We start from the raw sequence: 25408 nt of genomic DNA on the forward strand, positions 1-25408 counted from the left end.
AAGATGTTCTGAATCATACTAAAGAATTTTTTTAAGTTCTTTTCTTTAGTTTGTAATAAGCAGAGAAACTAGCAGGGATAAAGATTAAAGACCCAAAGGTTCCAAATCCTAGTCCCCAAGCCAAAGACAGAGTCATCGGGATGAGTAGAGGATCCGATCCACCAATGGCATAGGCCGTTGGAATCATCCCGGCCATCGTGGTCATGGTGGTTACTAAAATAGGTCGAAACCGTTCTCCTGATGCTGTGATGAGAGAATCATACAAACCTTCGCCCTTAGCTTGGAATTCTTGGATCGTATCAACTAACACAATGGATGCGTTTACAATCACCCCAGCAAGTCCAATGATACCAATCATAGCAAGAAAACTAAGGGCCTTACCAGAAATCAAAAACCCAAACACCACTCCCACAAATCCTAAAGGAATCGAAAGAATGATAAGGACTGGTTTTTTGATACTATTGAAGATAATCGCGAGGATAGCAAAAATCCCGAAAAATGCGAGCACGCCGGCAACAAGAAGAGAGACCATGGATTTGGCTGTTTCCTCTTGTTCCCCTCGAAACTTAATTTTATAACCGGGATACTTTTTACCAATATTTCCAAACTCATCTACAATCTTTCCATTCACAATCGAGGAACTTGTTTTTGCTTCATCTACGTCAGCAAGGACAGTGATCGCCTTTTCATAATCATTATGATACAAAGCTTCGATCCCTTGTACTGTTGTTTTTGTGGTAACGGCAGTAATCGGTGTTAGGAGACCGAATTTATTTGAAATTTGAATGGAGTCCAAATCTTCTATTCCATCTCGGAACCTGTCATCGTTTTGGATTACAATTTTGACTTCGTCTTTACCTTTACGAAAGTTAGATGCTTCGAGTCCTTCCATGGCAGTTCGCACATAATAGGCAGTAATTTCGGTATCAATTCCCGTAATAGCAGAAGCCGTATCCTTCACTCGGATTTGAATTTCCTCTCTACCCGGTTTGTAATCGTCATTGATGTTGATGACTCCCTCTTGTTTTTTGAGGAATCCTTGCATCTCATTTGAGATTTGTTTCAAAACCTTATAATCACGGCCTTCAATCGCCACAGTCACGGCTGCACCGATCGGTGGTCCGTTGACAACTAAATCCACCATCACAGAAACCGCACCGGGAAGTTTCTTTAAATCAGGTTCCAACTCACCGAAAATTTCTTGGGCCGTTCGTTTTCGTTCCGTTTCTGGAACTAAAATGATTTGTGCCATTCCCAATTGTTCTCCAATCCTTGTGAGCGGATCGGTGGGATCTGTTTGTTGGATTCCGATTTTTAGAATCACACTTTGGACTTCTGATTTAGGAATTCGATCCAGAATTGGTTGAAAGTATTGCAGTTGTTTTGTGGTCTCTTGCGCGGAGAAATCGGGCGGGAACTCTGCACGTACCATAACATAATCAATCCCTTCCTTCGGGAACAAATTGAAATTCATGAGTCCAACGAGCCCACAGGAAGACAAAAACACAATCAATATGGATCCTAGGGCAAGGAAGGGCCGATTGACAACTCTAGTGATAAATCTTGTAAATGCTGCCTTTAGGGATTCAAAACCGTTTTCAAGAAAGGTACGAAATCGTTCGCGATTTTTAGAACGTTTTTTAACTTCATGTGATGTGAACTGCGCATATCGAACTGGAAGTAATAAAAAGGATTCAAAAAGAGACAAAGTCAAAGCAACAATTACCATAAATGGAATTTGCCAAATGAATTTACCCATGATTCCAGACATAAAAGCCATTGGTAAAAAAGCTGCCACTGTAGTTAAATAAGATCCAATGATGGGAACAAACAACTCACTGGCACCGAGAACCGCAGCTTCTCTAGAATCCATTTTTTTAGATCTATATTTATAGATATTCTCTGAGATGATAATACTATTATCGACTAACATCCCAAGTGAGATGATGATCCCAAGCATAGACACTAAGTTAAAGGAAACATCAAAAATAGGAAAGGCAATGGTGGTTGCAAACAATGTCAGTGGCAAAGAAAGACTTGTCAGCAGTGAATCCTTAAGACTAAAAAAGAGAATTAATACTAAAACAACTAGAAACAAACCTTGTAGGGAATTGGTGATCACCACATCCAAACGTTTGATGGCACGGGCCCCTTCGTTATTCAGTTCCGTAAATTGGATGTTGGCTGGAATTTGTTTTTTTAATTCGGCAATTCGTTCTTGGACTGCTTCTACTGTTCGAATGATATCGGCACTATCTTTTTTGATGATCTGAAGGACATAAGCAGGTTCTCCGTTGACAACAGCTACAACCCTTTGTCTTTCATAAGTATCTTTTACATTGGCAACTTGTGATAATAAAATAGTATTTCCCGTTTCGTTTGAACGAATGGGGATATTTTTAATATCGTTAATATCATTAATCTCACCAGTTACACGAATGTCTTGGGTGATGGGCCGTAAAAAAGAACCAGCAGGAACACTAATATTTCGTTTCGAAATGGCGTTGATGATATCGGAAAAACCAAGTGTATATTTTTTCTTTAAGTCTGGATCAACACGAATGCGCCATTCTTCTTTTCGTTTTCCAAAAGCATCCACACGAGATACTCCCGAAACTTTTCGCATTTCATCTTCAATGAAACGTCCCATTTCTTGTAGTTCCATCTCGTTCATAGCACCATGAATCGCGATCTCTAACACAGGAAAGTTGGAGCTTTTTTGTTCCGTAACAATGGGACGATCTTTGACTTGTGTTGGTAAATTGGTCACACGATCCACAGCACGACGGATATCATTCACAACACCATCAGGGTTACTATGTTCTAAATCGATTTTGATACTGATGTCGGATTCGGAGTTTCGAGAGATAGAACGTACCGAGTCTAAACCCTCCACTTCACGTAACTTTTCTTCAATGGGAATGGTAACTTTTTTCTCCACATCCACGGGACTGGCACCAGGATACACAGTGAGAACACGTACTTGACGAAAGTTAACCCGAGGGAAAGCTTCTCGTTTCATAGAAAGTACAGAGATCATCCCCGCAAGGAATAAAAAAACAAAAACCAAATTGGCAACTAATGGATTGTAGACGAAGTAATGGATAATTTTTTTCATAAATATAATTCGATTAGAATCAACCTAAAAATGTTGAATGTTCGGTCAAGGTGAAATAGAAATTTATTGACTTTGTTTTTCTGATTCGCGTTCTTTTAATACTGTCTCTATCACTTCTACAAAAACAGAAGGATCTTGTGCTCCACTGACAGCATATTTTCCACCTACAATAAAGTAAGGAACGCCGCTAATTCCATTTTGATGGTAATAAAGAATTTCTTGGCGGATATTTTCTTTAAGTTCTGGATCTGCATATATGGAATCAAACTTTGTACGATCTTTATAAATAGGTTCTGCTACTTTCCAAACAACTTCCTTATCCGTAAGATCTTTTCCTTCGGTAAAGTTGGCAGCAAAGAATAAATCAACTAACTTAGCTTGTTCATCTAAGGTAGAAAGTCCAGCAACGAGAGCATGGAGTACAAGTGTGTTGGTAGCTTTTGGGATCGCATCAAATTGAAAAGAAATTCCTATCCCTTTTCCAATTTCTGTAAGACGTTGCCAAGCACCATCCAACCGGTCCAAACTTCCAAATTTTTGTGTTAGGTGTTCTTTGTAATCAATTCCTGATTCTGGAATTTCCGGAGACAATTGGAAAGGCCTCCATCGAACCTGAGGATCGATTTTATCTCCGACTGTTTGGAGAGCCAACTCCAGTTTCTTTTTCCCTACATAACACCAAGGGCAAGCTACATCAGACACGATATCAATGGAAAAAGGTTCAGAGTTGGTTGACATTTTAGATTAGACTCCTATCCAATTGAGGTCTAGAACCATAAAAGGGAAAATAATGAAGCTCACAAGAAAAAGATTTTTATGGAACAGTTTTGCCTCCGGTGCCTTGGTGTCCCTCTCTACATTACAAACCAATTTGTACGCCTATACCGCCGAGGATTCCCAGAACCATAGAAAAGACCCCCTGGGGTATGCGGAGTCTTTAGGATTCTCCAAACCCTTGGACCAGATCCTCATCACCGCCCTCCTGGCCCCCAATTCCCACAATTCACAGCCCTGGAAAATTAAGAGGGTTTCCGATTCGGAATTTTTACTTTTTGGTGACTCTGAAAAACAACTTCCGGAAATCGATTCGCGGAACCGCCAATTCTTTCATACCCAAGGGGCTTTTTTAGAGTTAGCTCATCTAACGGCCGATAAACTTATGTTTGATACCAAAATCACTTACTTTCCCAAAGGAAAACCAAGTCCCAAAACGTTTCACTTGAACCCAGTGGCGAAATTCGAAATTTTCCCCAAAACAAAATGTGTTCATGACTTTTTATTTGCCGGAGTTCCCAACCGCCGTATGAACCGCGCTGTTTATTCTGGAGACATTCTGACAAAAGAAGAAATTGAAGATTTAAAAATGTTAACTGGCCCAATCCGACACCAGTTACTCTTCATCAATGATCCAAAAAAATTAGAATCCATCCTTCCTATCCTTGATTCTGCTTTTGCCATGGAAACCAATCGTACATCCTCCAATGAACTCAATCGAAAGTGGTTTCGTGTTTCCAAAGAAGATATCTACAACAAACGAGATGGACTCACACTCGAGGGAAATGGACTTTCAGGAATCAAACTTTGGTTTGCAAAAACATTCTTTGTAGATCTATCCAAAGAGGCTTGGCATTCCGAATCCTCCAAAGAAGCAGGAATCCAAATGTTCCAAAACCAAGTGTATTCTTCCAAAGCTTTGGTATTCTTTATTACAGAAGGATCTGATGAGGAACGGACTTGGATCGAAACAGGAAGGGATTTTATGCGACTCACTTTGGCGTGCGCTGTGCGTAACATTGCCTTTCATACCATGAACCAATCGGTGGAAGACTATCCAGAAAGTAGAGCCTTCACCGAACCATTAAAAACTTTACTGGGTTTGAAACCAAAAGAACAAATCCAATTGATTGCACGGATGGGAAGGAGCTCTTACGATTATGATTCTCCGAGACGTGAGATCCAAAGTTTTTTGATTTAAAAAATCGAATCAATATTTCTGAATCAGAAACAAACTAAAATTTTGGAAGTTTTCCAAGCACATACCAAACCACGACCAAAAATTGGAAGAAGGCTGTGACAAGTAAGATGCTATAAGGTTTGGCATTCACTGCTTTTAGGGAACCAATCCTTGCGCCAAAGATCCCACCAAAACTTCCGACAAGTGCGAGCTCCAAATGTAACTTTCCTTGCATAAAAAATAATACACTTGTTCCAAAGGAAGTGAGAAAAATTCCGAGAAACGATGTGGCGACTGCTTCAACAGGACTCATGCGAAAGTAATACACAAATAGGGGAACGGCAAGAAATCCCCCACCAATCCCAAATAGGGAAGAAAACAAACCAAAGAAAATTCCAGTAACTAGAACAATGAAAACTGATTTGGGTGAATAGGAAAATGATTCCGCATGGTTCTCGTTAGTCGCCGTTGGATTTGGATTCAAATTTTGCGACTGCACTTCCAGAGATTGGTAGTATTTCCTTCTTCTCTTTAAAGCTATGATCAAATTATAAATCGCAAGGATTCCTAGAAAAATAGTAAACACGATCAGATAAATGAATTCTGATAATGGAATCCCATAATACAACTGTTTACCGAGTTCTGTATCTTCAAACCTACCAAACTTATAGGCAGTGTACTGGGCCGCAGGAATCGAAGTAACTAATAAAAGGAATCCCTGTTTCCAACGGATTTTATTGTTTTTGTGATACACAAAAAGACCAGAAAGAGAAGAGACCGGCATCTGCGCTAAGGAAACAGCGACCGCTTGGACTGCGGTAAGGTGGAAGAAACTATGGAAGAAGGGAGTATAAATAAACCCTCCCCCCAAACCTAAAAAAGAGGCTAAATACCCAACAAAGAATCCAACTCCAAAAACTACGATAATTCCGGGCCAAAATCCCCAGATAAAATCATGATAAATTTGAAAGTTGAAATCCAATGGTTTTAGAAATGATCCTTAGCATCCTCAAAGAACTTCAGTGTCGTTCTTTCGAACACTTCTCGTTCTGTCGCTGTTTCAAAGTTGTACCAAGAAATAGGAATGAACAAAATCCACTGCGCATAATTTCTAAAGATATGGTAGTCATAAGTTCCCACCTTCTTTCCATCTTTATAGAGAAGGTATTGAACATCATATCCATCTTGTGTGGACCAAGCAGGTAGGAAGGTTGCAGTAAGAGTCGAAATTCCAAGAAAGACTGTCGCTTCCGGAGAAGGGGAACGGTAATTTACTTTTACATTTACCAAATATCCAGTCTTCGGAACATCCACACCTTCCACTGTATTTTTAAAACGAGTTTTGTTTTGAAAATAATTCTTAAGAGCTTCCCTTCCCCCTAAATTCACTTGGGGAAATGTAGGGAGTACATAAACAAAGTTAGCATCGTTTGTTTTTTCTTCGGAAGGAAGAGGAAGGATTTTGGGGTGATCCTTATAACTGATCAAACAATTGGTAAAAATGAAAAGTGAAACTATTACAACTGCAATAGGGGATACTTTAGTTTTGGCTATGGTCATGCAAACCTTCCTCGTCATGTCTTCTTTCTAATTCTTCGTACAATTCTTCTTGGTCTTCTGAAAAAAATAATTCAAATCCAATGCGTAAACAAACAGGATCATCTTCAATCGAAACATTACTAGGTAAAATTAAATTCATTACGTAGAATGTATTGGATTCTGATTCTTCTAAAAAGACTTCTGTAGCATCCCACTCATCAAACTCTTCCACGTCAGGTTTACGAAATTCTTTTAAAATTTCATCAAAGGCTTCAGTGATGTAGTTAAATTCGCCAGATTCACTATCGATGATGAATTGAATGTGGTGGCAACCAGGCCCCTCTTCCTCTAAGGGACTGAGGACAAGACTACCGCAAGCTGGGCAATGGATGACGGGATCGATGGCTCCGCTCGGCCAATTGATATTGATGGTTTCGATCATAGGTTACAAACCTCAACTCCCCATCATAACGAATCTCATTCTTAGGGAAACCGGAATTTCCCTTTCTTTTCCAAAAAACATTTCAAAACTTTATTAGAAAATTTGAGATAAAATTTGCCTTAAATCTGGGGTTCCATTTCCATCAAAAAACAAATGGGGATCACAACCGAATACCAATCTGCCTTTGCATCCAGCTTCCAAGAATTTTTTGGAAATGCTAAGGATATAGGTTGGGAACTTTATCATTTGAGTTCAGAACCAGAAAACGATTTTCCAACTTGGCTCACCTTCACCATTAGAAATCCGTTAGGTGGCAGGGCATTGGTATTTCGTTACCATCGCTTAGAGAATAAATTTTATGCTCATCTCAAAGTCCAAGTCATTCCCGGAGAAGAAAATTGGAGTCTTGACCAATTGTTTCATAAAAAAGGATACACCGACCTTGATGCCGATGATATCCTTTCTTCTGGAGGAGAGTGGTTATTCCATTCCTTGGCACGCCACTACTTTGGAATCATTATTTCTTTTTGTCCTAGGATCTTAGAACCCGATTACTTTTTAGACTGAGGTTTTTTGTTTCGATCATCCGCAAGGACTTGGTTCCATAAAAATCCCCAAATAAAAAATGTAGAGTTGATATAGGTGTACAACATTAGCACTACCATTTTGGAAATCAAATCATAGGCTAAGGAATAATTCACTCCTACGTTTTTCATTTTGAGATAGCCTTGGAATCCAAAACTCATTCCAAGAACGAGTAGTGACGCAAAAATCGCACCCGGTAAATTTTCTTTTAAAGTCGTTTTTGCTTTGGTAATATAAGCATAATAGAATGTAAACAAACCAATGCTATATGGCAAAATGATCAGCGATACCGATAAATAAGGATTGTATCTGAAAAACCCAAATCGAAACTTTTGAAACAAAAATCGTTCCGCGGCAACCATTCCAAATGTCAGATAAAAATACAAAACAAGCAGTAGTAGAGAGATCACTAACAATCGAAAGTTGATCCACTGGGATGCAATAAAACCCACCTTAGTTTCATCCCGAGAGATAAACCGAAGTGCTTTGGAGATAGTTCCAAAGATAGTCAAACTAGAAAAAAACGAAATGGCAATGCTAAGAGCAATCACATTATAACTTTTAACCTTCGTTAGATTTTCCACACTTTTGTCTATGGGTTGAAAAATGGGTGCCGGTAGAAATTTACCGATTTGGTCCGTCATCAAATTGATGGTTCTTGGATCTTGCAAAAGCCCAAGGAGAGTCACAAAGACAACCAGAAGCGGGAATAAGGTCAAAAGGAAGGTAAACGAAAGTTCCGAAGCTAGGCCATGGACATCGTACAAGTACACTTCACTAAAAAATCGTCGGAGGCGTTTCATGCGGTCAGTTTGGAACTTGTCTGTATTTTTGTCTTATTTTTCTTGCAGTCTCCAATCTTACGGAAACCCTGGAAGAATCTCAGTGACGTACCTAAAAGGGGAAAACTTCCATGTCAGAAGAAAAAGAAAATAAGAACAAAAAAATCGCGAAGATGACGGTCGAAGAAATTGACGCGGCCATTAAAAAGTCTGTCGAAACCATGAACGGCGAATCAAGCCTTTATGTGAAACACCTTCGCGAAAGAAAGGCGGAACTTCTAGCCAAGAAATAAGGTTAGTTCCTCCTAAATTCCCCGCCGAACCGGCGGGTTTTCACACCCCTTGATCCAATTCATCCAAATCCACCAACACTTCGGCCCCAAAGTTCTCTTTGAGGGATTCAGCTGGCATATCAAACCAGGGTGTCGTGTTGCCATCGTGGGGCCCAACGGCTCCGGAAAAACCACGCTTTTCCAGATGGCGGCCGGAAAGATGAAACCCGAATCCGGGGAAGTCATTCGTTCCAAAAATACCGTCCTTTCTCTTTTTCAACAGATCCCAGAATTCAGCCCCGAAACTTCGGTGATAGATACGGTTCTCGATGAAAACAAACTCTATGCTGAGTATGATGGGAAACGAAAGAATATCGAATCCAAATTCGAAACCATAGATCATGAAGATCCAGCGTTTGAAGAACTCTTACACGAACAAAGTGATCTGGAAGAATTTGCCCACTTACACGACTTACACGGTCTAGAGGCGAGAGCTAAAAAAATCCTATCGGGTCTTGGTTTTTCCACGGCCGACTTCGTACGCAAAACCAAAGAGTTTTCGCCGGGTTACCACCACCGCATTGGTCTTGCCATTGCCCTACTCAACCCACATAATTTATTACTTTTGGATGAGCCCACAAACCATTTGGATGATAAAACCAAATCTTGGTTAGCTGACTTTCTTGTCTCACAGAACCAAGCCTTTGTTCTTGTGACCCATGATCCTGAATTTTTAAACCAAACCGTCGATACCATTATTGAAATCAATCCTCATGGAACTTTTGAATTCCAAGGAAGTTTGGAAGAATTTTTTGAAGCCAAAAATGAAATCCAAGAACAACTGAAAGCCCAATTCGAAAAAGAAGAAACTTATCTTAAGAGCCGAATGGAATGGGTGGAACGTTTCCGTGCCCAAGCAACCAAAGCAAGACAAGTCCAGTCAGTCATCAAACGTTTGGAAAAAAGAGACCGAGTCGACAATCCAGAAGAATCTTTCTGGAACCAAAAACCAGACTACCAATTCCAATTTGTTCCTTCGAGTAATATCATCCTTCGATTAGAAAATGCTTCTTTTTCTTATCCTGATAAAAATACAGGAGTGAAAAAACAGATATTTGAAAATGCTGAGATTGAAATCTCGGCAGGCGACAAAGTAGCGTTAGTTGGTCCCAATGGAGCAGGAAAATCAACTCTGATGCGTTGTCTTTTGGAAAGACACAAATTAGATTCTGGATCCCTCTATTATGGCCCGAAAACCAAACTGGGATACTTTTCCCAAACCCACGGGGAAGATTTGGACGAAGGTCTCAATCTTGTGGAAACAGTCCTAAAAAAATACCCAGAACTGAGCATCGAAAAAGCAAGAACCCTACTCGGACATTTTGCCTTTCCAGGAGATGGGGTATTTAAATCCGTAAAACACCTATCAGGTGGAGAGCAGAGCCGGCTCCGATTGGCCCTTCTTGTCAACCATCCCACCAATTGCCTATTTTTAGATGAACCCACAAACCATTTGGACATTGTGATTCGGGAAGCCATCAAAAGGTCCCTCGTCGACTTTCCGGGAAGCCTACTCATCATCAGCCACGACCCCGATTTTATGAAGGGCCTTTGTAACCGCACCTTCCAACTCTCGGGAGGAGTGTTACAAAACCTAAATTGCAGCTTTGACGACTACCTCAAGTTCCATAAGGAAGATGAAAAGGAGTCTCCTGCCTCGAATACTTCGGGCAAACCAAAATTTGAAGAAAAAAAAGCAAATCCGCAGGCAAGTAAAAACAAACGGAAAAAATTAGAGAAAGAAATTTCCGATTTGGAAGTCCAAATAGAAAGACTGGAAAAAAATAAAAAGGACAAAGAGGAACTTTTACAGGACCCGGAGTTCTTTAAAAACAGAAGTTTTCAGTTGGAAATGGACACTTATAACGATATTAAAAGAGAGGTTGCTCTCCTTACCAAACGTTGGGAGGATGCAACTCTAGAACTAGAAGAAATGGGCGGAGTTACATAATGGTACCGGAAATTGATGTAGTAAGTTTTAAAAAACGATTGGATGCACGTGCAGAAGGAAAGGATGATTTTTTTGTATTGGATGTAAGAAATCCGAATGAACAACAAATTGCTCTAGTTCCTGGTACAGACAAACTCATTCCCGTTAGTGAACTTGCTGCTCGTGTTGAAGAATTGAAAAACCAAATCGATAAAGAAATTTTGGTGTACTGCCGTTCAGGCGGAAGGTCAGGAATGGCTTGCGGAATTTTGGCCCAAGCAGGATTCAAATCTTATAAAAACGTAGCTGGTGGAACCCTTGCCTATTCCGATTTAGTAGACCCTTCCATGCAAAAGTATTAATTATGAAACCTACAGCCAATTTAAGAATTTTAGAACAACATAACCTTATCCCTCCTTCTGTTATCATCGAAGAACTTCCGCTCACTGATGAGGCTTGCGAAGTAGTCGTACGCACCAGAAGCGAAATTTCTGATATCATCCATGGAAAAGACAACAAGCGAATGTTAGTTGTCGTTGGACCATGTTCTGTTCACGACATCGGTGCCGTAATGGAATATGCATCCAAACTCAAACCAAAAATTGAAGAATTCAAAAACGAACTCCTCATCGTCATGAGAGTGTATTTTGAAAAACCAAGAACCACTGTGGGTTGGAAAGGACTCATCAACGATCCCGATTTAGATGGATCATTTCATATCAACAAAGGCCTCCAACTGGCCCGCAAGCTCTTGTTAGATTTAAATAATATGGGAATCCCTTGCGGAACCGAATTTTTAGATGTGATTTCTCCCCAATACATTGCTGATTTAGTCGCTTGGGGTGCCATTGGTGCAAGAACGACAGAAAGCCAAGTCCATCGTGAATTGGCATCGGGTCTCTCTGCCCCGATTGGTTTTAAAAATGGAACGGATGGAAATGTTCAAATTGCTGTGGATGCCATTCGTTCTGCAGGTTCCAGCCATCATTTTCTCTCTGTGACCAACCAAGGAAGTAGTGCTATCTTTCGTACTGCGGGGAATAAAGACACTCATGTCATTTTACGCGGGGGAAACAAAGGGCCTAACTATGATGAGGCGTCTGTCACTGAGGTTTGTGCTCAAATCGAAAAAGCGGGCCTACCAGCAAAAGTCATGGTAGACTGTTCTCATGGCAATAGCCAAAAAGACTATCGCAAACAACCGAGTGTGATTGATGCAGTCGCGGAACAATTTGCCAATGGCAGTAACCATATTTTAGGTGTGATGATTGAAAGCCATCTGAAAGAAGGAAACCAGTCCATCGATGCCAAACCACTCACTTATGGTCAGTCCATCACGGATGCTTGTGTCTCTTGGGAAACGACAGTTCCTATGTTCGAACGATTGGCAGAAGCCGCTAAAAAGAGAAAATAGGTTTTAAGTATCAGAAAAAACGTGGGCTTCCGATGGATACTCACGTTTAGAAACTTCGCGGTGGTAAAGATTCACCGCATCCTTCACTGCCCCACTCAAATTCCCAAACTTCTTTAAAAACTTAGGATGGAAGTCCTCATTGAGGCCGAGTAAATCCTGCATCACAAGCACTTGGCCCGAGGTATACTTTCCGGCCCCAATTCCAATGGTAGGAATGCGAATGGATTCTGTAATTTCTTTCCCTAAGGACTCGGGAACCATCTCGAGTAATAAGGCAAAGGCGCCTGCTTCCGCGATATCTCTAGATTTGCGAATCATTTTGGAACGAGCGGCCTCGGTTTTTCCTTGGACACGGTGTCCCCCGAGAGTATGAACTGACTGGGGTGTGAGCCCCAAATGTGCGAAAACAGGAATCCCGGATTCTGTCATCCTCTTGGTAAGTTCGATGATAAATTCAGAATCCCCTTCCAGTTTCACACAAGAAGCATTGGTTTCTTTGAGCACACGGCCCGCAGAACGAATCCCTTCTTCAATCGATGTTTGGTAAGATAAAAAAGGCAAATCAGCAATGATGGTTTTGTCCGGAGCTCCCTTACAAACCGCCTTTGTATGGTAGATGATTTCATCCAGTGTGACTGGAAGTGTGGACTGGTTTCCTTGGATCACCATTCCGAGAGAATCTCCCACAAGTAAACAATCTACTTCGGTTCGGTTAAAGAGAGTGGCAAAGGTATAATCGTAACAAGTAACAACGGAGATTGGTTCTCCCGCATCGTATTTTTTCTTATACTGTAGAATAATGTTTTTCATGGTTTAGTTCCAAAAAGAGTGCATAAACTCCAATTTCTCCCATATCAGTTAACAATTGTTTAATGAACGGTCTAGAATAAAGCGAATGGTGGGGAAGGTGTAAAAAATCTGTTTTCATTACTACTGCTTCGTAAGTAAGAATATCGATATCAATTTCACGAGGACCTTTCCAAGATCTACGTTTACGACCTAGTTTGTCTTCAATTCCTTGTAATGAATCCAATAAACAAGGTAGTGTGAGAGCAGAGGATGCCATCACTTTCAAAATTTGGTTTAGAAAGTAAGGTTGGTTGGTATTTTCTAAAGGAGCAGTTTCCAATCTTTCTGATTGTTTTAAAATTTGAACTTCGGGTAGAGTCGAAATTTCCCAAATTGCCTGGTCCATAAAATGATGTCTGTCACCAATGTTGGAACCGAGAGACAAAAAGGCAATGTTGGAATATTTCATGATCTTACCTCTTTACAAACTTAGTGCGATAGTCCGGACACTTTAATTCAATTTCTTTGGTCATTTCCATAAGCCGTGAATAAATGCGACCTTGGCCCCGATCTCTCCACTCCACAAGCGAGTGGTTCGAAGTGAGAAGAGTGAGTTTCTCTTGTTCATAACGACTATCAATGAGATCGTATAACTTACGATTGTTGAATTCGGATTCCTTTTGGACGCCAAAATCATCAATGATAAGAACATCAACGTTTGCAAATTCCTTTTCGATGGAACGTTCTTGCCCATGAGTTTCGCTATCGGATTGGTAAGTGTCACGAATGGCAGACAAAAAGTCTTTGTTTACCTTGGCATACTTACAAGTGATTCCATAACGAAAGATGAGTTCATTTAATATGACGCAGGCAAGTAAGGTTTTCCCAGACCCTGTCCCACCCCAAAGGTAAAAACCTTGTGGGGAAAAATCGGGATTTTTAAATTTATGAACCAGTTCATTGGCCCAGTCATGAGCGATGATAAAAGACATATCGGGGTCGTTTGCTGTATCTCCAATGTCTATTGTGGACAAAAATTGGAAGCGGTACCGTGCCGGAACGTTGGCTTTTTCGACTAAATTCTCTAGGTTGCGAAGGGAAAACCGAGCATTGTGGCAAACGCAAGGGAGCATTTTGTCCAATTTTCGATCAAAAGTCATAAAAGGGGCCTGCCCTTTCGCCTCACAAGTGTTACAGTCGCTACCTATACAATGGCAAAGAACTAGGGCCCCGGAACGAGATCCCCGGACATGTTCTGCTAAGGTAATTCCGACCCCTCCACAGGTTTTACACTGCGGATTTCCGTCCCGGATGGAAGTAATTTCGGATAAATTCATCTCCAAGGAGCAATCTTCTCGAATTCACTAAGCTGTCAAGGAATGAGATTTTTTAGGAGATTCAGGACTTATGTCCCTTTAAACCAAAGGGAATTGAAAGAAAAAGTTCACAATTAGGTTTTTTTCCTCTTTAAATCGTTATTATTGACTCTTGCCATTCCGATACTTTCATTGAAGAAATAGATAAACCTATTCCTTCAAATATTGAAAGAGACAAAAGGGTCACACGACTATGAAGATTATTAAGTATCTCCTTATTCTCCAACTGGTGTCCGGCTTCAGTGTGCTTTTCGCACAAACTCAGCCTGCGAACGCTCAAGATAGCCAAGCGGCTAAAGACCAAGTCGACGAACTTCTCAAAGGCGAACTCGTTCCTGAGAATGACGATGCGGAACTTACCGAAGACCAAAAGAAGAGAAAGAAAGAAATTATGGAACAGGAATCTCTTTGGAAGAATCCTGATTTCAAAGGGTATAACAAAACTTTCCAAGAGTTACACCAACTTTCTAAAACTTTCGCAAACAACCAATTCCGTTTGGCTCTTTCAAACTACCAATCCGGTATCAATACCGTTATGAAAAATAGAGATTGGGTTGAGCAGTACCGCAAAGAAGAAGCGGAAAAGAAACGCTTAGATGAAAAATGGTACTGGCAAAAAGTGGATCGTAAATCCAGAGAAGAACGTGTAGTTTACCGTGAAAAAATGAAAGCGAAACAAGACGCTCTCAACTACTTCTCTAAATCGATCAACCACCTTGACGAAATTAAAAACCCTGACTTAAGAGAAAGACCTGAGTTTAAAAGACTTCTTTCTGATGTTTACCGTTCATGGGTAATGGCTGAGTATGATTTACAAAATCTTCCTCAAACCATCCCAATTCTTGAACTTTACATCGAAATCGATGATAACGAGAAAGAATACCCTGCTCACAAGTATCTTGCAAGTGCATATAGCTTCGAAGAAAATATGATCAAAAAGTCCAAAGGACCAGATGATATGCTCTTCAAGTATCGTTACAAAAAGAACGTTCACTTACTACGTGCCACTGAGTTAAAATATGGAAAAGATTCTCCTGAATACAAACATATTGTTAACGTAATCAACCGAGATGAGGTTATTTCGGTAGCACAATAACCCCGAAAACATCTCTTTCAATGAGAAAGCCCGGCTTTAACCCCGGGCTTTTTTGTTTTTATTTGATTTCCTTTAGCACTGTCTTCGTTGGCATTCGAAAGAAACTAAAGAGTCCGAGTGCATACAAACTCACAGTCACAAAACAAATTCCCACAAACACTAGAGTGAGTTGTCCATAAGGATAGACACTTCTCAGTTCCAAAACAGATCGGTTCAGTACTTCATTGGAAACCACGGAATAAATCAGTCCGAGTAAAAACGAAATCACAGACACAAGCAGGGCTTCTCGTAAAAAATGTTTTACCATAAAACGACTGTTGGCTCCAATCACTCGTAGCAATGCGAATTCGCGTTTTCGTTCCGCTTGGCTTGCATATAACGTTGTAAATACGAGAACAAAAGAGGCCGCCAAAATAAAGGCTGTCATCAGCGCCATCATCTGTGTCACTTTCTCTAAAATTCCCATAAAGGCTTGGATGGTTTTTTCCGTATCAATCACCGTGATATTCGGAAACTGATTCACAATGACCTTTTGTAATTGGTATCTGTCTTCATTTGTATCAATGAGTAAGGAAACAATATAAAACCGGGGTGCTTTTTCCAAAATCCCTTTGGAGAAAAGGACTACAAAGTTCGGTTTCATATCGGCCCAGTTCACAGAACGAAGGTTGGTGATTTTTCCCGAAACTTCACGGCCTTGGACATTGAAGGTGAGTTCATCCCCCACTCCCGCTTGCAAATAACCGGCAAAATCACGTTCCACCGAAATTTCATTTCGTCCTGATTCGTCCCACCAATTCCCTTTGGTCACTTCTTCGGTATCATAGATCTCATCTCTGTACGATAAGAAGTATTCCCGAGTTCTGGCAGTGGCCCGCCAATTGCGATCCATTGCATTTTTGATGGTATCTTCTTTTTTGATGGGTTCCCCATTGACTTTGGAGAGCCGAGCGCCAATCACAGGTGCCAGATATTGTTTTTCTACAGGGAAAGCCTTAATGGCCGTTAGTAGGTCATTCTTTTGTGTCTCTCGGATGTCCAAAAGAAACATATTGGGCCTTCGTTCGATCTCACGAGCACCGCTCAGTTCGAGCAAACTTTCTTGTAAGATGAGGGACAATGTCAAAATAAACAAAGCAGACCCAAGCCCAATGATGGAAAGTCTTAGGGCTCCTGATTTACGAGTGACTTTTTTTGTCACAAGACTCCACTCTTTCGAAAGCCATCCCAGTTTAGAAATTTTAGTGATGAATAGTCCAAGAAGGATGTACAATCCGTACACAAGAACCGGTAAGGTTAACAATACGAGAGTAAAAAGAATCCCTTTGAAGATACTTTCCGTTTCCAAGACCGCAAGACTGGTAAAGAGAAGATAAATCAAAAGAAAAGAAACAAATTGCCATTTGGACGTGGATAAGTTGCCGCTGGTTTGTGATTCTACTTCTTTCAGTGCTGCAAGAGGTTTCACCGATCTTGTTTCTAAAACAAGAGGGATGGAGATGAGGAGTGGTAATACAACTCCGAGCACCAGACTCCAAAGAACAGAAGAAAAAGAGAATCCAAATACAATCCCTGCTTCTACAGCCATAAGTCCGCTGATATCAGGTAAGATGGATTGGATTCCATATCCCAAGGCAAGTCCGAGCGTAGTTCCAAAAATCGATAGAATTAAAATTTCAGCAAAGACCAAAAGTAAAATCACATTGGGTTTGGCACCGAGACACATGAGGATGGCGATCTCGTTTCTTTTTTCGAGTAAACGCGTTCTTACTGCTGTATATACGGATATGGCTCCGAGAAAAAAACCAGCAAGAGCAAGGAGGGCCATATAATCGAAAGTGTTTTTGATGAACTGTTGGGATCCCGAATTTACTTCTGTATTGTGATAGATGGTTAAATCTTCTTTGATAAGAGTTTCAAACTCTTTGTCCTTCCAATCCAAACTGTCGATGGAATCAGGAAACTTAGCATAGATAGTATATCGAATCCGACTTCCTCTCTGCACAAGTCCCGTTTTCGCGGCCGTATCTCTACGAATGATGGAACCTGGAGCCGATCCGACAAAAGATCCTACAGCACCCGGTTCTTTTACGACAACACCAGCTAACACGAGTAAACTATCCCCCAACCGCACCCGATCTCCGAGTTTTAGTTTTAGGTTTTCCACAAGGGATTTATCGAGTAAAACTTGGTTTGGTTTTAAATTCCTGTAGGCCGATTCCGGTTCGGTTTTCATTTCCCCGTAAAAGGGGTAATTCGTTTCCACAGCCTTGATAAAACTAAGGGAATTCTCTTCTCCCGATTCATTGGAAATCATAGATAAAAACTGAATGGAAGCACTGGTTTCTGAACCTTTAGGCAGGGTGCTTTCGACCAATTTTTCCGCTGTTTTGGTGATTTCTTGAGGGGATTGTAAGGCGATATCGGCCCCCATAATCGTTTTTGCCTCTCTTTTGATGGCATTTGCGGTATTGTCTTTGTAGGAATGGATCCCAATTACCGAACCCACACCGAGGGTGATCGAAACCACAATGAGGAGTGAATACCGAAACCGAGAGAATAGCTCCCGCTTTAGATAAAATCGAAACAGCGATGCTTTCATCGACTCGCCTGCTTAAGACGCGAATTCGTTTTCTTCTGTTTGGTGGTCTTTTTTGCGGTTACTTTCTTGGATTGAGCAGAAGGAATCTTCTTTTTGTTCCTTGAATCCGAAATAATTTCTCCATCCTTCATTTCCAACACACGATCGGCAAGTTTTGCCACATCAGGGTCATGGGTGACCACAACAAGTGTTGTGCCTTGTTCTTTGTTTCTGTATAACAATAGATCCAAAACTGTTTTGCTATTTTTAAAATCTAGGTTGGCAGTGGGTTCATCAGCAAAAATGATCTTTGGATCGTTGACAAAACTTCTTGCAATGGCAATTCTTTGCTCTTCACCACCTGACAATTGTTTTGGGAAGTGAGTCGCACGATGGGACATAGATACAGATTCTAATATCTTTTCTGATTTTTTTAAAATCTCTGCTTCTGTAAGTGATGATTTTAAGTATAATGGAATCCCTACATTTTCAATTGCATTGAGTCCTGGAAGTAATTGAAAGTTTTGAAAGATAAATCCAATCCGATCGGCACGTAAATCAGCTAAATTAGATTCATTTTCCGCTGTGATATTGACTCCATCCAAGGAAACAATACCTGTATCCGGCTTATCTAGACCGGCCGCTACACCAAGTAGTGTTGACTTACCGGAACCTGATGGGCCTATAATCGCTACAAATTCGCCTGTTTCAATGCGAAATGAAATATTTTTCAACACATCAATCGTTTCCGATTCATTGTGGAATGACTTGAACACATTTTTAAATTCCAACACTAGGTTTTTCCCCCAAAGATTTTATCGCCTAACAAAAAAGACATGACTAATAACGGGCATTTACCAGAAAAAATACCGCCTAACTACGATTTTTTAATTTTTTCCATAACAGTTATAATTTTTTCAATTTTCATTTTCGTTCCAACTATATTGCACAGATTGAAAAAAAATCTGATAAAAAGTACTTATCTTTTCGAGTGTACATCCTAATTTTTTTTGACCACAAAGGGTCGGTTTCATATAAAGTAACTTCATCGTAGTGTTTCCCCTCCCCCTGTTTTAGGGAATTTTGGGGACTTATGAACAGCACTGTCGATAAGCGGACTCATACAGGTAAATATAGAATGCTCGAAAGCAATACAAAGATAAAAACTGCAGACTTTATGAATGTGAAAATTAATAATCTTAAACCTTGTGCGGAATGTGGATCCATCACGAACCTTTATCAATACAATCTCTGCAAAGTTTGTTTGTCCAAGAGTTTCAAAAAGCTTGTAAAAATCATCGACTCCGTGAGAAAGTAGAATTACTACACTTTCTCTACGTTAGTCGATGAATTATCCATTCCAAGATATTGAACAAAAATGGCAAAAACACTGGGACGACCACCAGACCTTTCGCACGGACGCTCACTCAACCAAACCTAAATACTATTGTTTAGACATGTTTCCCTACCCAAGTGGCGCAGGACTGCACGTAGGCCACCCTGAGGGATATACAGCCACCGACATCATTTCACGACTCAAACGAATGGAAGGATTTGAAGTCCTTCACCCCATGGGATGGGACGCTTTTGGCCTTCCTGCCGAAAGATACGCGATGACAACGGGAGTTCACCCCCGCACCACCACAAAGAACAATATTGATACCTTTCGCCGCCAAATCAAAAGCCTTGGTTTATCTTATGATTGGAATCGAGAAATCTCGACCACTCACCCGGATTATTACCGCTGGACCCAGTGGATTTTCCTGCAAATCTACAATTCCTACTTTGATCGCAAAGAAAACAAAGCCCTACCGATCGCTTCCCTCATCCAATCCTTAGAAACAGAAGGTTCTTCCTTTTTTGAAGGAAAAGAACTACCGAAAGGAATCCAATTTTCGGCTTCCGACTGGAAGGCCAAATCTCGTAAGGAAAAAGAAGATATCCTCTCTCATTTCCGATTGGTGTATGAAGCAAACATTCCGGTCAACTGGTGTGAGGCACTCGGCACCGTTCTTGCCAACGAAGAGGTCGAAGAATGGACTTCCAAAGGATATTCTGTAGAAAGAAAACCCATGCGCCAATACATGATGCGCATCACTTCTTACGCCGAACGTCTGCTACATGATCTTTCTCTCTGCGAATGGCCTACTTCTACCTTAGAGATGCAAAGGAATTGGATTGGAAAATCCGAAGGATTGGAACTCAGTTTCCCGGTTCCTTCCCTTTCCAAAGACATCACTGTTTATACAACAAGACCCGACACTATTTTTGGGGCTACTTACCTAGTCCTTGCCCCAGAACACGCACTCGTGGCAGAACTCACAACTGCAGAACAAAAATCAGCAGTCGAGAAATACCAAAAGGACTGTTCTTTAAAAAGTGATTTGGAACGAACCGAACTAAATAAAGACAAAACCGGTGTGTTTACTGGATCATACGCAACTTTGCCAACAGATTCTTCTATTAAAGTTCCGATTTATATTTCTGATTATGTTTTAATTTCCTATGGAACCGGTGCCATCATGGCGGTTCCTGCTCACGACCAAAGAGACTACGACTTTGCTGTGAAGTTCCAACTTCCGATCAAACAAGTCATCGATGGAAAAATGGAACCAAACCTTGCTTTTGATTCCAAAGATTCAATTTGTATCAACTCTTCTTCCGCAGAAGTACAGTTAGATGGTAAATCTTACAAAGATGCCTTCCAAACCATGTCCACTTGGGCAGAAAAGAAAGGCCTTGGTCGCAAAAAAATCCAATTCAAACTAAGAGATTGGCTTTTTGCCAGACAAAGGTATTGGGGAGAGCCCATCCCTCTCGTTCATTTTGCAGATGGAACACCAAAAGCTCTTTCTGAAACAGAACTTCCCTTGGTATTACCTGACCTAGAAGAATTCAAACCTTCTGGAACCGGTGAATCTCCTCTTGCCTTAGCAAAAGATTGGCTTGTTTATACGGATCCGGTAACCGGTGAAGTCGGAAAAAGAGAAACCAATACGATGCCGCAGTGGGCTGGTTCTTGTTATTATTATCTTCGTTATATCGATCCAAGAAACAACGACAAACTCATCGATCCAGAACTTGAAAAAGCTTGGATGCCTGTGGAAGTCTATGTGGGTGGGGCAGAACACGCCGTATTACACTTGCTATACTCTAGATTTTGGCATAAAATCCTTTTTGATTTAGGACATGTATCTTCCCCAGAACCATTTCAAAAATTGGTCCACCAAGGTTTGATTTTGGGAGAAGATAAAGGGAAAATGTCCAAATCACGCGGAAACGTTGTCAATCCAGATGATGTAGTTTCTGAATTTGGTGCGGACACACTTAGGCTTTTTGAAATGTTTATGGGTCCGTTTGAGATGTCCAAACCTTGGAGTAAAAACGGGGTGGATGGTGTGTTTCGATTTTTAAATCGAGTTTGGAGATTGTTTCATTCAGGTGAAAACGAATCCTTCTTTGTAGAAGAGATCGAACCAAACGAAGCCGAACTGAAAACACTACATCGTACGATTAAAAAAGTAAAAGACGATATCGATAATTTTTCTTTCAATACTGCTGTGTCTCAGATGATGATCTTCATCAATGAGTTCACAACAAATCCTAGAAAACCAAAAAAAGTATTAGAGCCATTTGTTCTGGCACTCTCTCCTTATGCTCCTCATTTGGCAGAAGAACTTTGGTTTAAACTTGGACACAAAGAATCACTCGCCTACCATCCTTATCCCAAATGGGATGAGAAGTATTTGATTGATGCGAACATTACGATTGTGATCCAAGTGAATGGAAAGATGAGAGGAGAGTTCCTTGCCCCAAGGGATATCGAAGAGAAAGAAGTTTTGGCTCTCGCAAAAGCAGTGGAAAAAGCAAAACCATTTTGGGAAGGCAAAGAAATCAAAAAAGAAATCTATGTGAAGGGAAAACTCGTAAACATAGTGGTTGCGGGATAAATTTCTTTTCGTTCGAAATTAAGATTCATTAAACTCAAAATGGAAAGTTTAAATTACTTTCCAAATGGAATCACAAATTCCGAAATCAGAAAACCCCTATCTTCCAAACTTGGATAAGTTAGGGGTTTTTTCTTTTAAATCCTTTTTTATAAGATCACCATTACAAAAATCAACACTCCAAAGAGGACGATGGTAATGAAGGCACCCATAAGCATAAACAAGTTGGCGCCCGAACCTTTGGATTCCTGTGCCGGAGCATTTCCCACTTTTTTCTTGGTTGTTTGTCCCGCAGAACCTTTGCTTGGTGTTGCCATAGCTGCTGGTTTGGGAATGGCAACCTTCACCGGATGTTCTTCGACGGAATGAAGTAAATACTGGTTCGGACCTTCGGCAAAGATATGGTATTCTGTTTTGCTACCTGCAATTCCAAGAAACCTTCCCACCACTGGGTCTTTTGTTATTTTTCCTTCTTCATCAATGAGTCCAAGAATTTGTGCATTGGTGAGACCTTCGGGAGTTTCTGTGGGAACACGGAATAAAATTTCCATACCCTCTACCAAATTATCAAACTCCACCCCATTGATGGGAGAAATGACAGTTTTCATATTCAATTCTTTAGGGAAGGAAGCTCGGTATTGGGCAATCTGGCGTTCGAGGGAAGAAAGTTCACCTTTTGCTGGTTCGGTGGAAACTCCCGGAACCGAAGCATCTTTTGCAGATGGTGATTCGTCATCTGGTTTCGGAATGGGAAGGATCACACCTTTCATTGGATTTTCATAACGAAACTTTGCCGTCGATAGTTTGTCCACTTCGGCTTGGAGTTTGATATTCCTACCTTTTGTGGCAGTAAGGATGGGCATTTCTAAAATTTCAGCAATATGAGAAGGGTCTTTTTTTTGCCAAAGGGGGAGTAACTCCTCTAACTTCTCTTTGGTGAAGGCTCTGTGTACAGCACGACCAATGTTCTCGGAAATCGCCGGGTCATATCCACCTGTTTTTCCAATATCACCTAAATCGGTGGAGATCTGAACATGATCAGCAAAGGTTCGGATTCGCCTAAAGGTGGGCGACGTTCCTACCACAGCATACAATTCCATCACATGTTTACGAATGGAGGATACAAGAATGAGAACCATTCCGTTCAAACTGTCCAAATCGATTTTAACTTTTACTAAGTAACCATCTGTAATTTTACCTTGTAAAACTTCTTTGGCTTGTTCGTCCGTAAACACGGCTTCTCTTGTCAGACCAATGAGGTCTGCTTGTCGTTTGAGTTGATCTGCTTTTGAGCTTAATTCGGACATTATTCTACAAACAATTGTTCGTGTGTTTCTGTGGATTTGGGAATCTCACTTAAATGTACTTCCACACGCGCTACTGTTTCCTTTTTCCTTTCTGATGAATATATAGAGAGTAAACGACGGTCAAAACCAGACTGAGACAATAATATTTCTACCATTGTGATTCCCATTCCCGCTCCCTCCGTACTATCGCCGTGCTCCATAAAGAACTCGAATAGATTATCATACTTTTTCGCATTAATAAACTTTTCTTTTACCCGTTCTGCCTCAATTGGCAATAATGGAAAATTATTTCTGATTTCTAGGTCGATTTTGTCCTTTTGGTAGATGCAAGTGATCTTTACGTAGTGACCGGTCTCCCGCATCTTCTTTTTGTATGTGGGAAATTTCCTTTCGTTGAGACTCGATTTAAAGAGTTTCATCCCCTCTTCATAATCATTTAAATTTCGAATGTTGAGTTTTAGTTCCTCAAAGATGATTCTTTTGATGGCAGCTTTTGTGGAGTTGACGATGAGTTCTTTGGCCGCTGTATAAAAGAGCTCCATCAAATCTTCACGACCCACAGAACCTAAAATTCGGAACAAAATGTATTTGAGTTTGGCCTCACCGATATCCCCCATCACGTAAGTGATCATTGAGACCTTTTTACCTAACTCCACGGCATGATCCACCGTGGTGCGAAACTGAGAAGTTAGTTGGATCTCTTGAGACATACCGGTAAACTGAAAAAATTTGCCAACATGTAGGGGATTTGTCTAGCGATTTATGATTTCTTCAGTTGTTTGCCTAGGATTTCCATCACTCCGCTGATGTTTGGTTTGCAAGATTGGATTTGGTTCTTCAGTTTTTCATCAATGTTAGGGATTTTCCCTTCATGGAAGGCTAATTTGAATTCTGTGAACTTGAGTCCATTCGCTGTAGAGATCACAACCACTGACTCACCCTTCTTCACAACACCCGATTCCACTGATTTCAAAAGTGCAGCAAGAGCCACACCGGTATGGGGATCGTTGTAAAGTCCGTAAAGATCTCCGCGAGCGGCAGCATTGGCCAATTCTTCTTCCGAAGCCACTTCCACAACGCCATTGAATTTCTTTAGAACACGGATCGCTTTTTTCACAGAAACTGGATCCCCAATTTGGATCGCAGAGGCTAAAGTTTTTTCTGCAGTGACTGGAGAGAAGTCCGCAAAACCCTTCTTAAACGATTCGTAGAGGGGACTTGCATTTTTTGCTTGGGCTAAAATAATTCTTGGTAGTTTATCAATGAGTCCCAGTTCCAACATCATCTCAAATCCCATCCCGAGAGCCGAAACATTCCCTAAGTTTCCACCCGGAATGACAATCCAATCCGGAACCTTCCAACCTAACTGTTGTGTAATTTCGACAGAGATTGTTTTTTGCCCTTCAATGCGAAGTGAATTCATGGAGTTCGCAAGATAGATGGATTTTTCTTTGGTGAGTTCTCTCACTACTGCCATACAACCATCAAAGTCTGTCTCGAGTGCCAAAACTAAAGCACCATTGGCGACGGGTTGGATGAGTTGGGCCGTTGATACCTTGTTTGCTGGTAAAAGGATGATGGAGGGAATGCCTGCTTTGGCTGCATAAGAAGCAAGAGCCGCCGAAGTATCTCCCGTAGAAGCACAAGCGACTGCTTGGATGGGAACTCCATCAGAGATCATTTGTTTGACTTGGCTCACAAGAACCGTCATCCCTAAATCTTTAAAAGAACCTGTATGAGAAATCCCACACTGTTTGATGTGAAGGCTTGCGAGTCCTAAATCTTTGGCAAACCGAGCGGCATCATACAAATGTGATGTCCCTTCCCCCGAAGTAATGATATTTTCATCACTAATGCCGGGAAGGACCCATTCCTTTTTCCCCCAAACCCCAGAGGCATAGGGAAATTGGCTGGAACGGAACCGAGATTCAAATTCCGATTTCCATTCAGGTGCGGAAACTTGTTTGAGGCTGTCTATATCGTGTTCGACATTTAAAAGTTCCCCGCAAGACTCGCAGGAATAAATCACTTGGTGGAGAGGGTAGGTTTTGCGACAGGAGTCATTGGTACAACGAAACTGTGCTCGGAATTGATATTTTGTAAGTGACATAGACTTCTCTAGGCTTCAGATTTACGGAAACTTCCTTTTCCATTCTGGAGAAAGGGGAAAAATGCACGAATGATTTTTATCGTTTTTTGATGGATATGGAAACAGA

22 protein-coding genes are annotated in these 25408 nt (G+C 40.9%); 8 read left to right on the forward strand and 14 right to left on the reverse strand.

The window, feature by feature from the left end:
• Nucleotides 1-31 precede the first annotated feature (31 nt).
• On the reverse strand, nucleotides 32-3118 hold the full coding sequence (locus JWG41_RS01050) for an efflux RND transporter permease subunit (RefSeq protein WP_205268132.1): 3087 nt from the start codon (nucleotides 3116-3118) through the stop codon (nucleotides 32-34).
• A 63-nt stretch (nucleotides 3119-3181) separates the two neighbouring features.
• Nucleotides 3182-3856 carry a DsbA family oxidoreductase gene (locus JWG41_RS01055; protein ID WP_205268133.1) on the reverse strand — a complete coding sequence of 225 codons (675 nt, stop codon included), beginning with the start codon at nucleotides 3854-3856 and terminating at the stop codon, nucleotides 3182-3184.
• A 52-nt stretch (nucleotides 3857-3908) separates the two neighbouring features.
• Between JWG41_RS01055 and JWG41_RS01060 the strand changes: the two genes are divergently transcribed.
• Nucleotides 3909-5093 (forward strand): Acg family FMN-binding oxidoreductase, encoded by a 1185-nt coding sequence (locus JWG41_RS01060; protein ID WP_205268134.1) that lies wholly within the window; start codon nucleotides 3909-3911, stop codon nucleotides 5091-5093.
• Between the two features lie 34 nt (nucleotides 5094-5127).
• Here the strand turns inward: JWG41_RS01060 and JWG41_RS01065 are convergent, their stop codons facing one another.
• From JWG41_RS01065 to JWG41_RS01075, 3 genes are read right to left on the reverse strand one after another with little or no spacing between them, the layout of a single operon-like run.
• Nucleotides 5128-6054, reverse strand: coding sequence for a sulfite exporter TauE/SafE family protein (locus JWG41_RS01065; protein WP_205268135.1), 927 nt, complete (start codon nucleotides 6052-6054; stop codon nucleotides 5128-5130).
• Between the two features lie 5 nt (nucleotides 6055-6059).
• On the reverse strand, nucleotides 6060-6632 hold the full coding sequence (locus JWG41_RS01070; RefSeq protein ID WP_205268136.1) for an LIC12231 family lipoprotein: 573 nt from the start codon (nucleotides 6630-6632) through the stop codon (nucleotides 6060-6062).
• On the reverse strand, nucleotides 6613-7053 hold the full coding sequence (locus tag JWG41_RS01075) for a hypothetical protein (RefSeq protein ID WP_135576284.1): 441 nt from the start codon (nucleotides 7051-7053) through the stop codon (nucleotides 6613-6615). Before JWG41_RS01075 ends, JWG41_RS01070 begins: the two co-directional genes overlap by 20 nt.
• Before the next feature lie 153 nt (nucleotides 7054-7206).
• Between JWG41_RS01075 and JWG41_RS01080 the strand changes: the two genes are divergently transcribed.
• Nucleotides 7207-7620 (forward strand): hypothetical protein, encoded by a 414-nt coding sequence (locus JWG41_RS01080; protein WP_205268137.1) that lies wholly within the window; start codon nucleotides 7207-7209, stop codon nucleotides 7618-7620.
• Here JWG41_RS01080 and JWG41_RS01085 read toward each other — a convergent pair.
• A complete protein-coding gene (locus JWG41_RS01085) occupies nucleotides 7605-8441 on the reverse strand; it encodes a YihY/virulence factor BrkB family protein (protein ID WP_205268138.1) in 837 nt (278 codons plus the stop codon). The genes JWG41_RS01080 and JWG41_RS01085 overlap by 16 nt on opposite strands.
• Nucleotides 8442-8551: 110 nt before the next feature.
• Here JWG41_RS01085 and JWG41_RS01090 point away from each other — a divergent pair, with 110 nt between their 5' ends.
• From JWG41_RS01090 to JWG41_RS01105, 4 genes are read left to right on the forward strand one after another with little or no spacing between them, the layout of a single operon-like run.
• Nucleotides 8552-8713, forward strand: a complete 162-nt coding sequence (locus JWG41_RS01090) for a hypothetical protein (RefSeq protein WP_205268139.1) — start codon at nucleotides 8552-8554, stop codon at nucleotides 8711-8713.
• 49 nt (nucleotides 8714-8762) lie between these two features.
• Nucleotides 8763-10703, forward strand: a complete 1941-nt coding sequence (locus JWG41_RS01095; RefSeq protein ID WP_205268140.1) for an ABC-F family ATP-binding cassette domain-containing protein — start codon at nucleotides 8763-8765, stop codon at nucleotides 10701-10703.
• Nucleotides 10703-11044: a rhodanese-like domain-containing protein gene (locus JWG41_RS01100; RefSeq protein WP_205268141.1), complete on the forward strand. Its 342-nt coding sequence runs from the start codon at nucleotides 10703-10705 to the stop codon at nucleotides 11042-11044. The genes JWG41_RS01095 and JWG41_RS01100 overlap by 1 nt, the downstream gene beginning before the upstream one ends.
• Before the next feature lie 2 nt (nucleotides 11045-11046).
• Entirely contained in the window at nucleotides 11047-12096 is a 1050-nt protein-coding gene (locus JWG41_RS01105; protein ID WP_205268142.1) for a 3-deoxy-7-phosphoheptulonate synthase, read from the forward strand.
• A 3-nt stretch (nucleotides 12097-12099) separates the two neighbouring features.
• Here the strand turns inward: JWG41_RS01105 and panB are convergent, their stop codons facing one another.
• Genes panB through JWG41_RS01120 form a run of 3 tightly spaced genes read right to left on the reverse strand, consistent with a single transcriptional unit; the run spans nucleotide 12100 to nucleotide 14222 of the window.
• The gene (panB, locus tag JWG41_RS01110) at nucleotides 12100-12906 is read right to left on the reverse strand and encodes a 3-methyl-2-oxobutanoate hydroxymethyltransferase (RefSeq protein ID WP_205268143.1); all 807 of its coding nucleotides are present in this window, start codon (nucleotides 12904-12906) and stop codon (nucleotides 12100-12102) included.
• Entirely contained in the window at nucleotides 12881-13354 is a 474-nt protein-coding gene (gene folK / locus JWG41_RS01115; RefSeq protein ID WP_205268144.1) for a 2-amino-4-hydroxy-6-hydroxymethyldihydropteridine diphosphokinase, read from the reverse strand. The genes panB and folK overlap by 26 nt, the downstream gene beginning before the upstream one ends.
• 4 nt (nucleotides 13355-13358) lie before the next feature.
• Entirely contained in the window at nucleotides 13359-14222 is an 864-nt protein-coding gene (locus JWG41_RS01120) for an ATP-binding protein (protein WP_205268145.1), read from the reverse strand.
• 232 nt (nucleotides 14223-14454) lie between these two features.
• Between JWG41_RS01120 and fcpA the strand changes: the two genes are divergently transcribed.
• Nucleotides 14455-15357: a flagellar coiling protein FcpA gene (fcpA, locus tag JWG41_RS01125; protein ID WP_205268146.1), complete on the forward strand. Its 903-nt coding sequence runs from the start codon at nucleotides 14455-14457 to the stop codon at nucleotides 15355-15357.
• A 58-nt stretch (nucleotides 15358-15415) separates the two neighbouring features.
• Here the strand turns inward: fcpA and JWG41_RS01130 are convergent, their stop codons facing one another.
• Both JWG41_RS01130 and JWG41_RS01135 read right to left on the reverse strand, forming a co-directional pair.
• Entirely contained in the window at nucleotides 15416-17959 is a 2544-nt protein-coding gene (locus tag JWG41_RS01130) for an ABC transporter permease (protein ID WP_205268147.1), read from the reverse strand.
• Nucleotides 17956-18732 carry an ABC transporter ATP-binding protein gene (locus JWG41_RS01135; RefSeq protein ID WP_205268148.1) on the reverse strand — a complete coding sequence of 259 codons (777 nt, stop codon included), beginning with the start codon at nucleotides 18730-18732 and terminating at the stop codon, nucleotides 17956-17958. The genes JWG41_RS01130 and JWG41_RS01135 overlap by 4 nt, the downstream gene beginning before the upstream one ends.
• Before the next feature lie 552 nt (nucleotides 18733-19284).
• Between JWG41_RS01135 and leuS the strand changes: the two genes are divergently transcribed.
• Complete coding sequence (leuS, locus tag JWG41_RS01140) at nucleotides 19285-21888, forward strand: leucine--tRNA ligase (RefSeq protein WP_205268149.1); 2604 nt, start codon at nucleotides 19285-19287, stop codon at nucleotides 21886-21888.
• Nucleotides 21889-22034: 146 nt separating this feature from the next.
• Here leuS and JWG41_RS01145 read toward each other — a convergent pair whose 3' ends face one another.
• The 3 genes from JWG41_RS01145 to thrC are packed head-to-tail and all read right to left on the reverse strand — an operon-like array spanning nucleotide 22035 to nucleotide 25302.
• On the reverse strand, nucleotides 22035-23192 hold the full coding sequence (locus tag JWG41_RS01145) for an LIC10486 family protein (protein ID WP_205268150.1): 1158 nt from the start codon (nucleotides 23190-23192) through the stop codon (nucleotides 22035-22037).
• Nucleotides 23192-23902 (reverse strand): hypothetical protein, encoded by a 711-nt coding sequence (locus JWG41_RS01150; RefSeq protein WP_205268151.1) that lies wholly within the window; start codon nucleotides 23900-23902, stop codon nucleotides 23192-23194. The genes JWG41_RS01145 and JWG41_RS01150 overlap by 1 nt, the downstream gene beginning before the upstream one ends.
• A 50-nt stretch (nucleotides 23903-23952) precedes the next feature.
• The gene (gene thrC / locus JWG41_RS01155) at nucleotides 23953-25302 is read right to left on the reverse strand and encodes a threonine synthase (RefSeq protein ID WP_205268152.1); all 1350 of its coding nucleotides are present in this window, start codon (nucleotides 25300-25302) and stop codon (nucleotides 23953-23955) included.
• Nucleotides 25303-25408 lie beyond the last annotated feature (106 nt).

It is taken from the genome of Leptospira chreensis (genome assembly GCF_016919165.1).
Classification (GTDB): domain Bacteria; phylum Spirochaetota; class Leptospiria; order Leptospirales; family Leptospiraceae; genus Leptospira_A; species Leptospira_A chreensis.

What these genes read in the sequence shown, in the direction of transcription:
- JWG41_RS01050 (WP_205268132.1), bottom strand. Translation starts at nt 3,118, where the DNA reads ATGAAAAAAATTATCCATTACTTCGTCTACAATCCATTAGTTGCCAAT.
- JWG41_RS01055 (WP_205268133.1), bottom strand. Translation starts at nt 3,856, where the DNA reads ATGTCAACCAACTCTGAACCTTTTTCCATTGATATCGTGTCTGATGTA.
- JWG41_RS01060 (WP_205268134.1), top strand. Translation starts at nt 3,909, where the DNA reads ATGAAGCTCACAAGAAAAAGATTTTTATGGAACAGTTTTGCCTCCGGT.
- JWG41_RS01070 (WP_205268136.1), bottom strand. Translation starts at nt 6,632, where the DNA reads ATGACCATAGCCAAAACTAAAGTATCCCCTATTGCAGTTGTAATAGTT.
- JWG41_RS01075 (WP_135576284.1), bottom strand. Translation starts at nt 7,053, where the DNA reads ATGATCGAAACCATCAATATCAATTGGCCGAGCGGAGCCATCGATCCC.
- JWG41_RS01080 (WP_205268137.1), top strand. Translation starts at nt 7,207, where the DNA reads ATGGGGATCACAACCGAATACCAATCTGCCTTTGCATCCAGCTTCCAA.
- JWG41_RS01085 (WP_205268138.1), bottom strand. Translation starts at nt 8,441, where the DNA reads ATGAAACGCCTCCGACGATTTTTTAGTGAAGTGTACTTGTACGATGTC.
- JWG41_RS01090 (WP_205268139.1), top strand. Translation starts at nt 8,552, where the DNA reads ATGTCAGAAGAAAAAGAAAATAAGAACAAAAAAATCGCGAAGATGACG.
- JWG41_RS01100 (WP_205268141.1), top strand. Translation starts at nt 10,703, where the DNA reads ATGGTACCGGAAATTGATGTAGTAAGTTTTAAAAAACGATTGGATGCA.
- JWG41_RS01105 (WP_205268142.1), top strand. Translation starts at nt 11,047, where the DNA reads ATGAAACCTACAGCCAATTTAAGAATTTTAGAACAACATAACCTTATC.
- panB (WP_205268143.1), bottom strand. Translation starts at nt 12,906, where the DNA reads ATGAAAAACATTATTCTACAGTATAAGAAAAAATACGATGCGGGAGAA.
- folK (WP_205268144.1), bottom strand. Translation starts at nt 13,354, where the DNA reads ATGAAATATTCCAACATTGCCTTTTTGTCTCTCGGTTCCAACATTGGT.
- JWG41_RS01120 (WP_205268145.1), bottom strand. Translation starts at nt 14,222, where the DNA reads ATGAATTTATCCGAAATTACTTCCATCCGGGACGGAAATCCGCAGTGT.
- fcpA (WP_205268146.1), top strand. Translation starts at nt 14,455, where the DNA reads ATGAAGATTATTAAGTATCTCCTTATTCTCCAACTGGTGTCCGGCTTC.
- JWG41_RS01130 (WP_205268147.1), bottom strand. Translation starts at nt 17,959, where the DNA reads ATGAAAGCATCGCTGTTTCGATTTTATCTAAAGCGGGAGCTATTCTCT.
- leuS (WP_205268149.1), top strand. Translation starts at nt 19,285, where the DNA reads ATGAATTATCCATTCCAAGATATTGAACAAAAATGGCAAAAACACTGG.
- JWG41_RS01145 (WP_205268150.1), bottom strand. Translation starts at nt 23,192, where the DNA reads ATGTCCGAATTAAGCTCAAAAGCAGATCAACTCAAACGACAAGCAGAC.
- JWG41_RS01150 (WP_205268151.1), bottom strand. Translation starts at nt 23,902, where the DNA reads ATGTCTCAAGAGATCCAACTAACTTCTCAGTTTCGCACCACGGTGGAT.
- thrC (WP_205268152.1), bottom strand. Translation starts at nt 25,302, where the DNA reads ATGTCACTTACAAAATATCAATTCCGAGCACAGTTTCGTTGTACCAAT.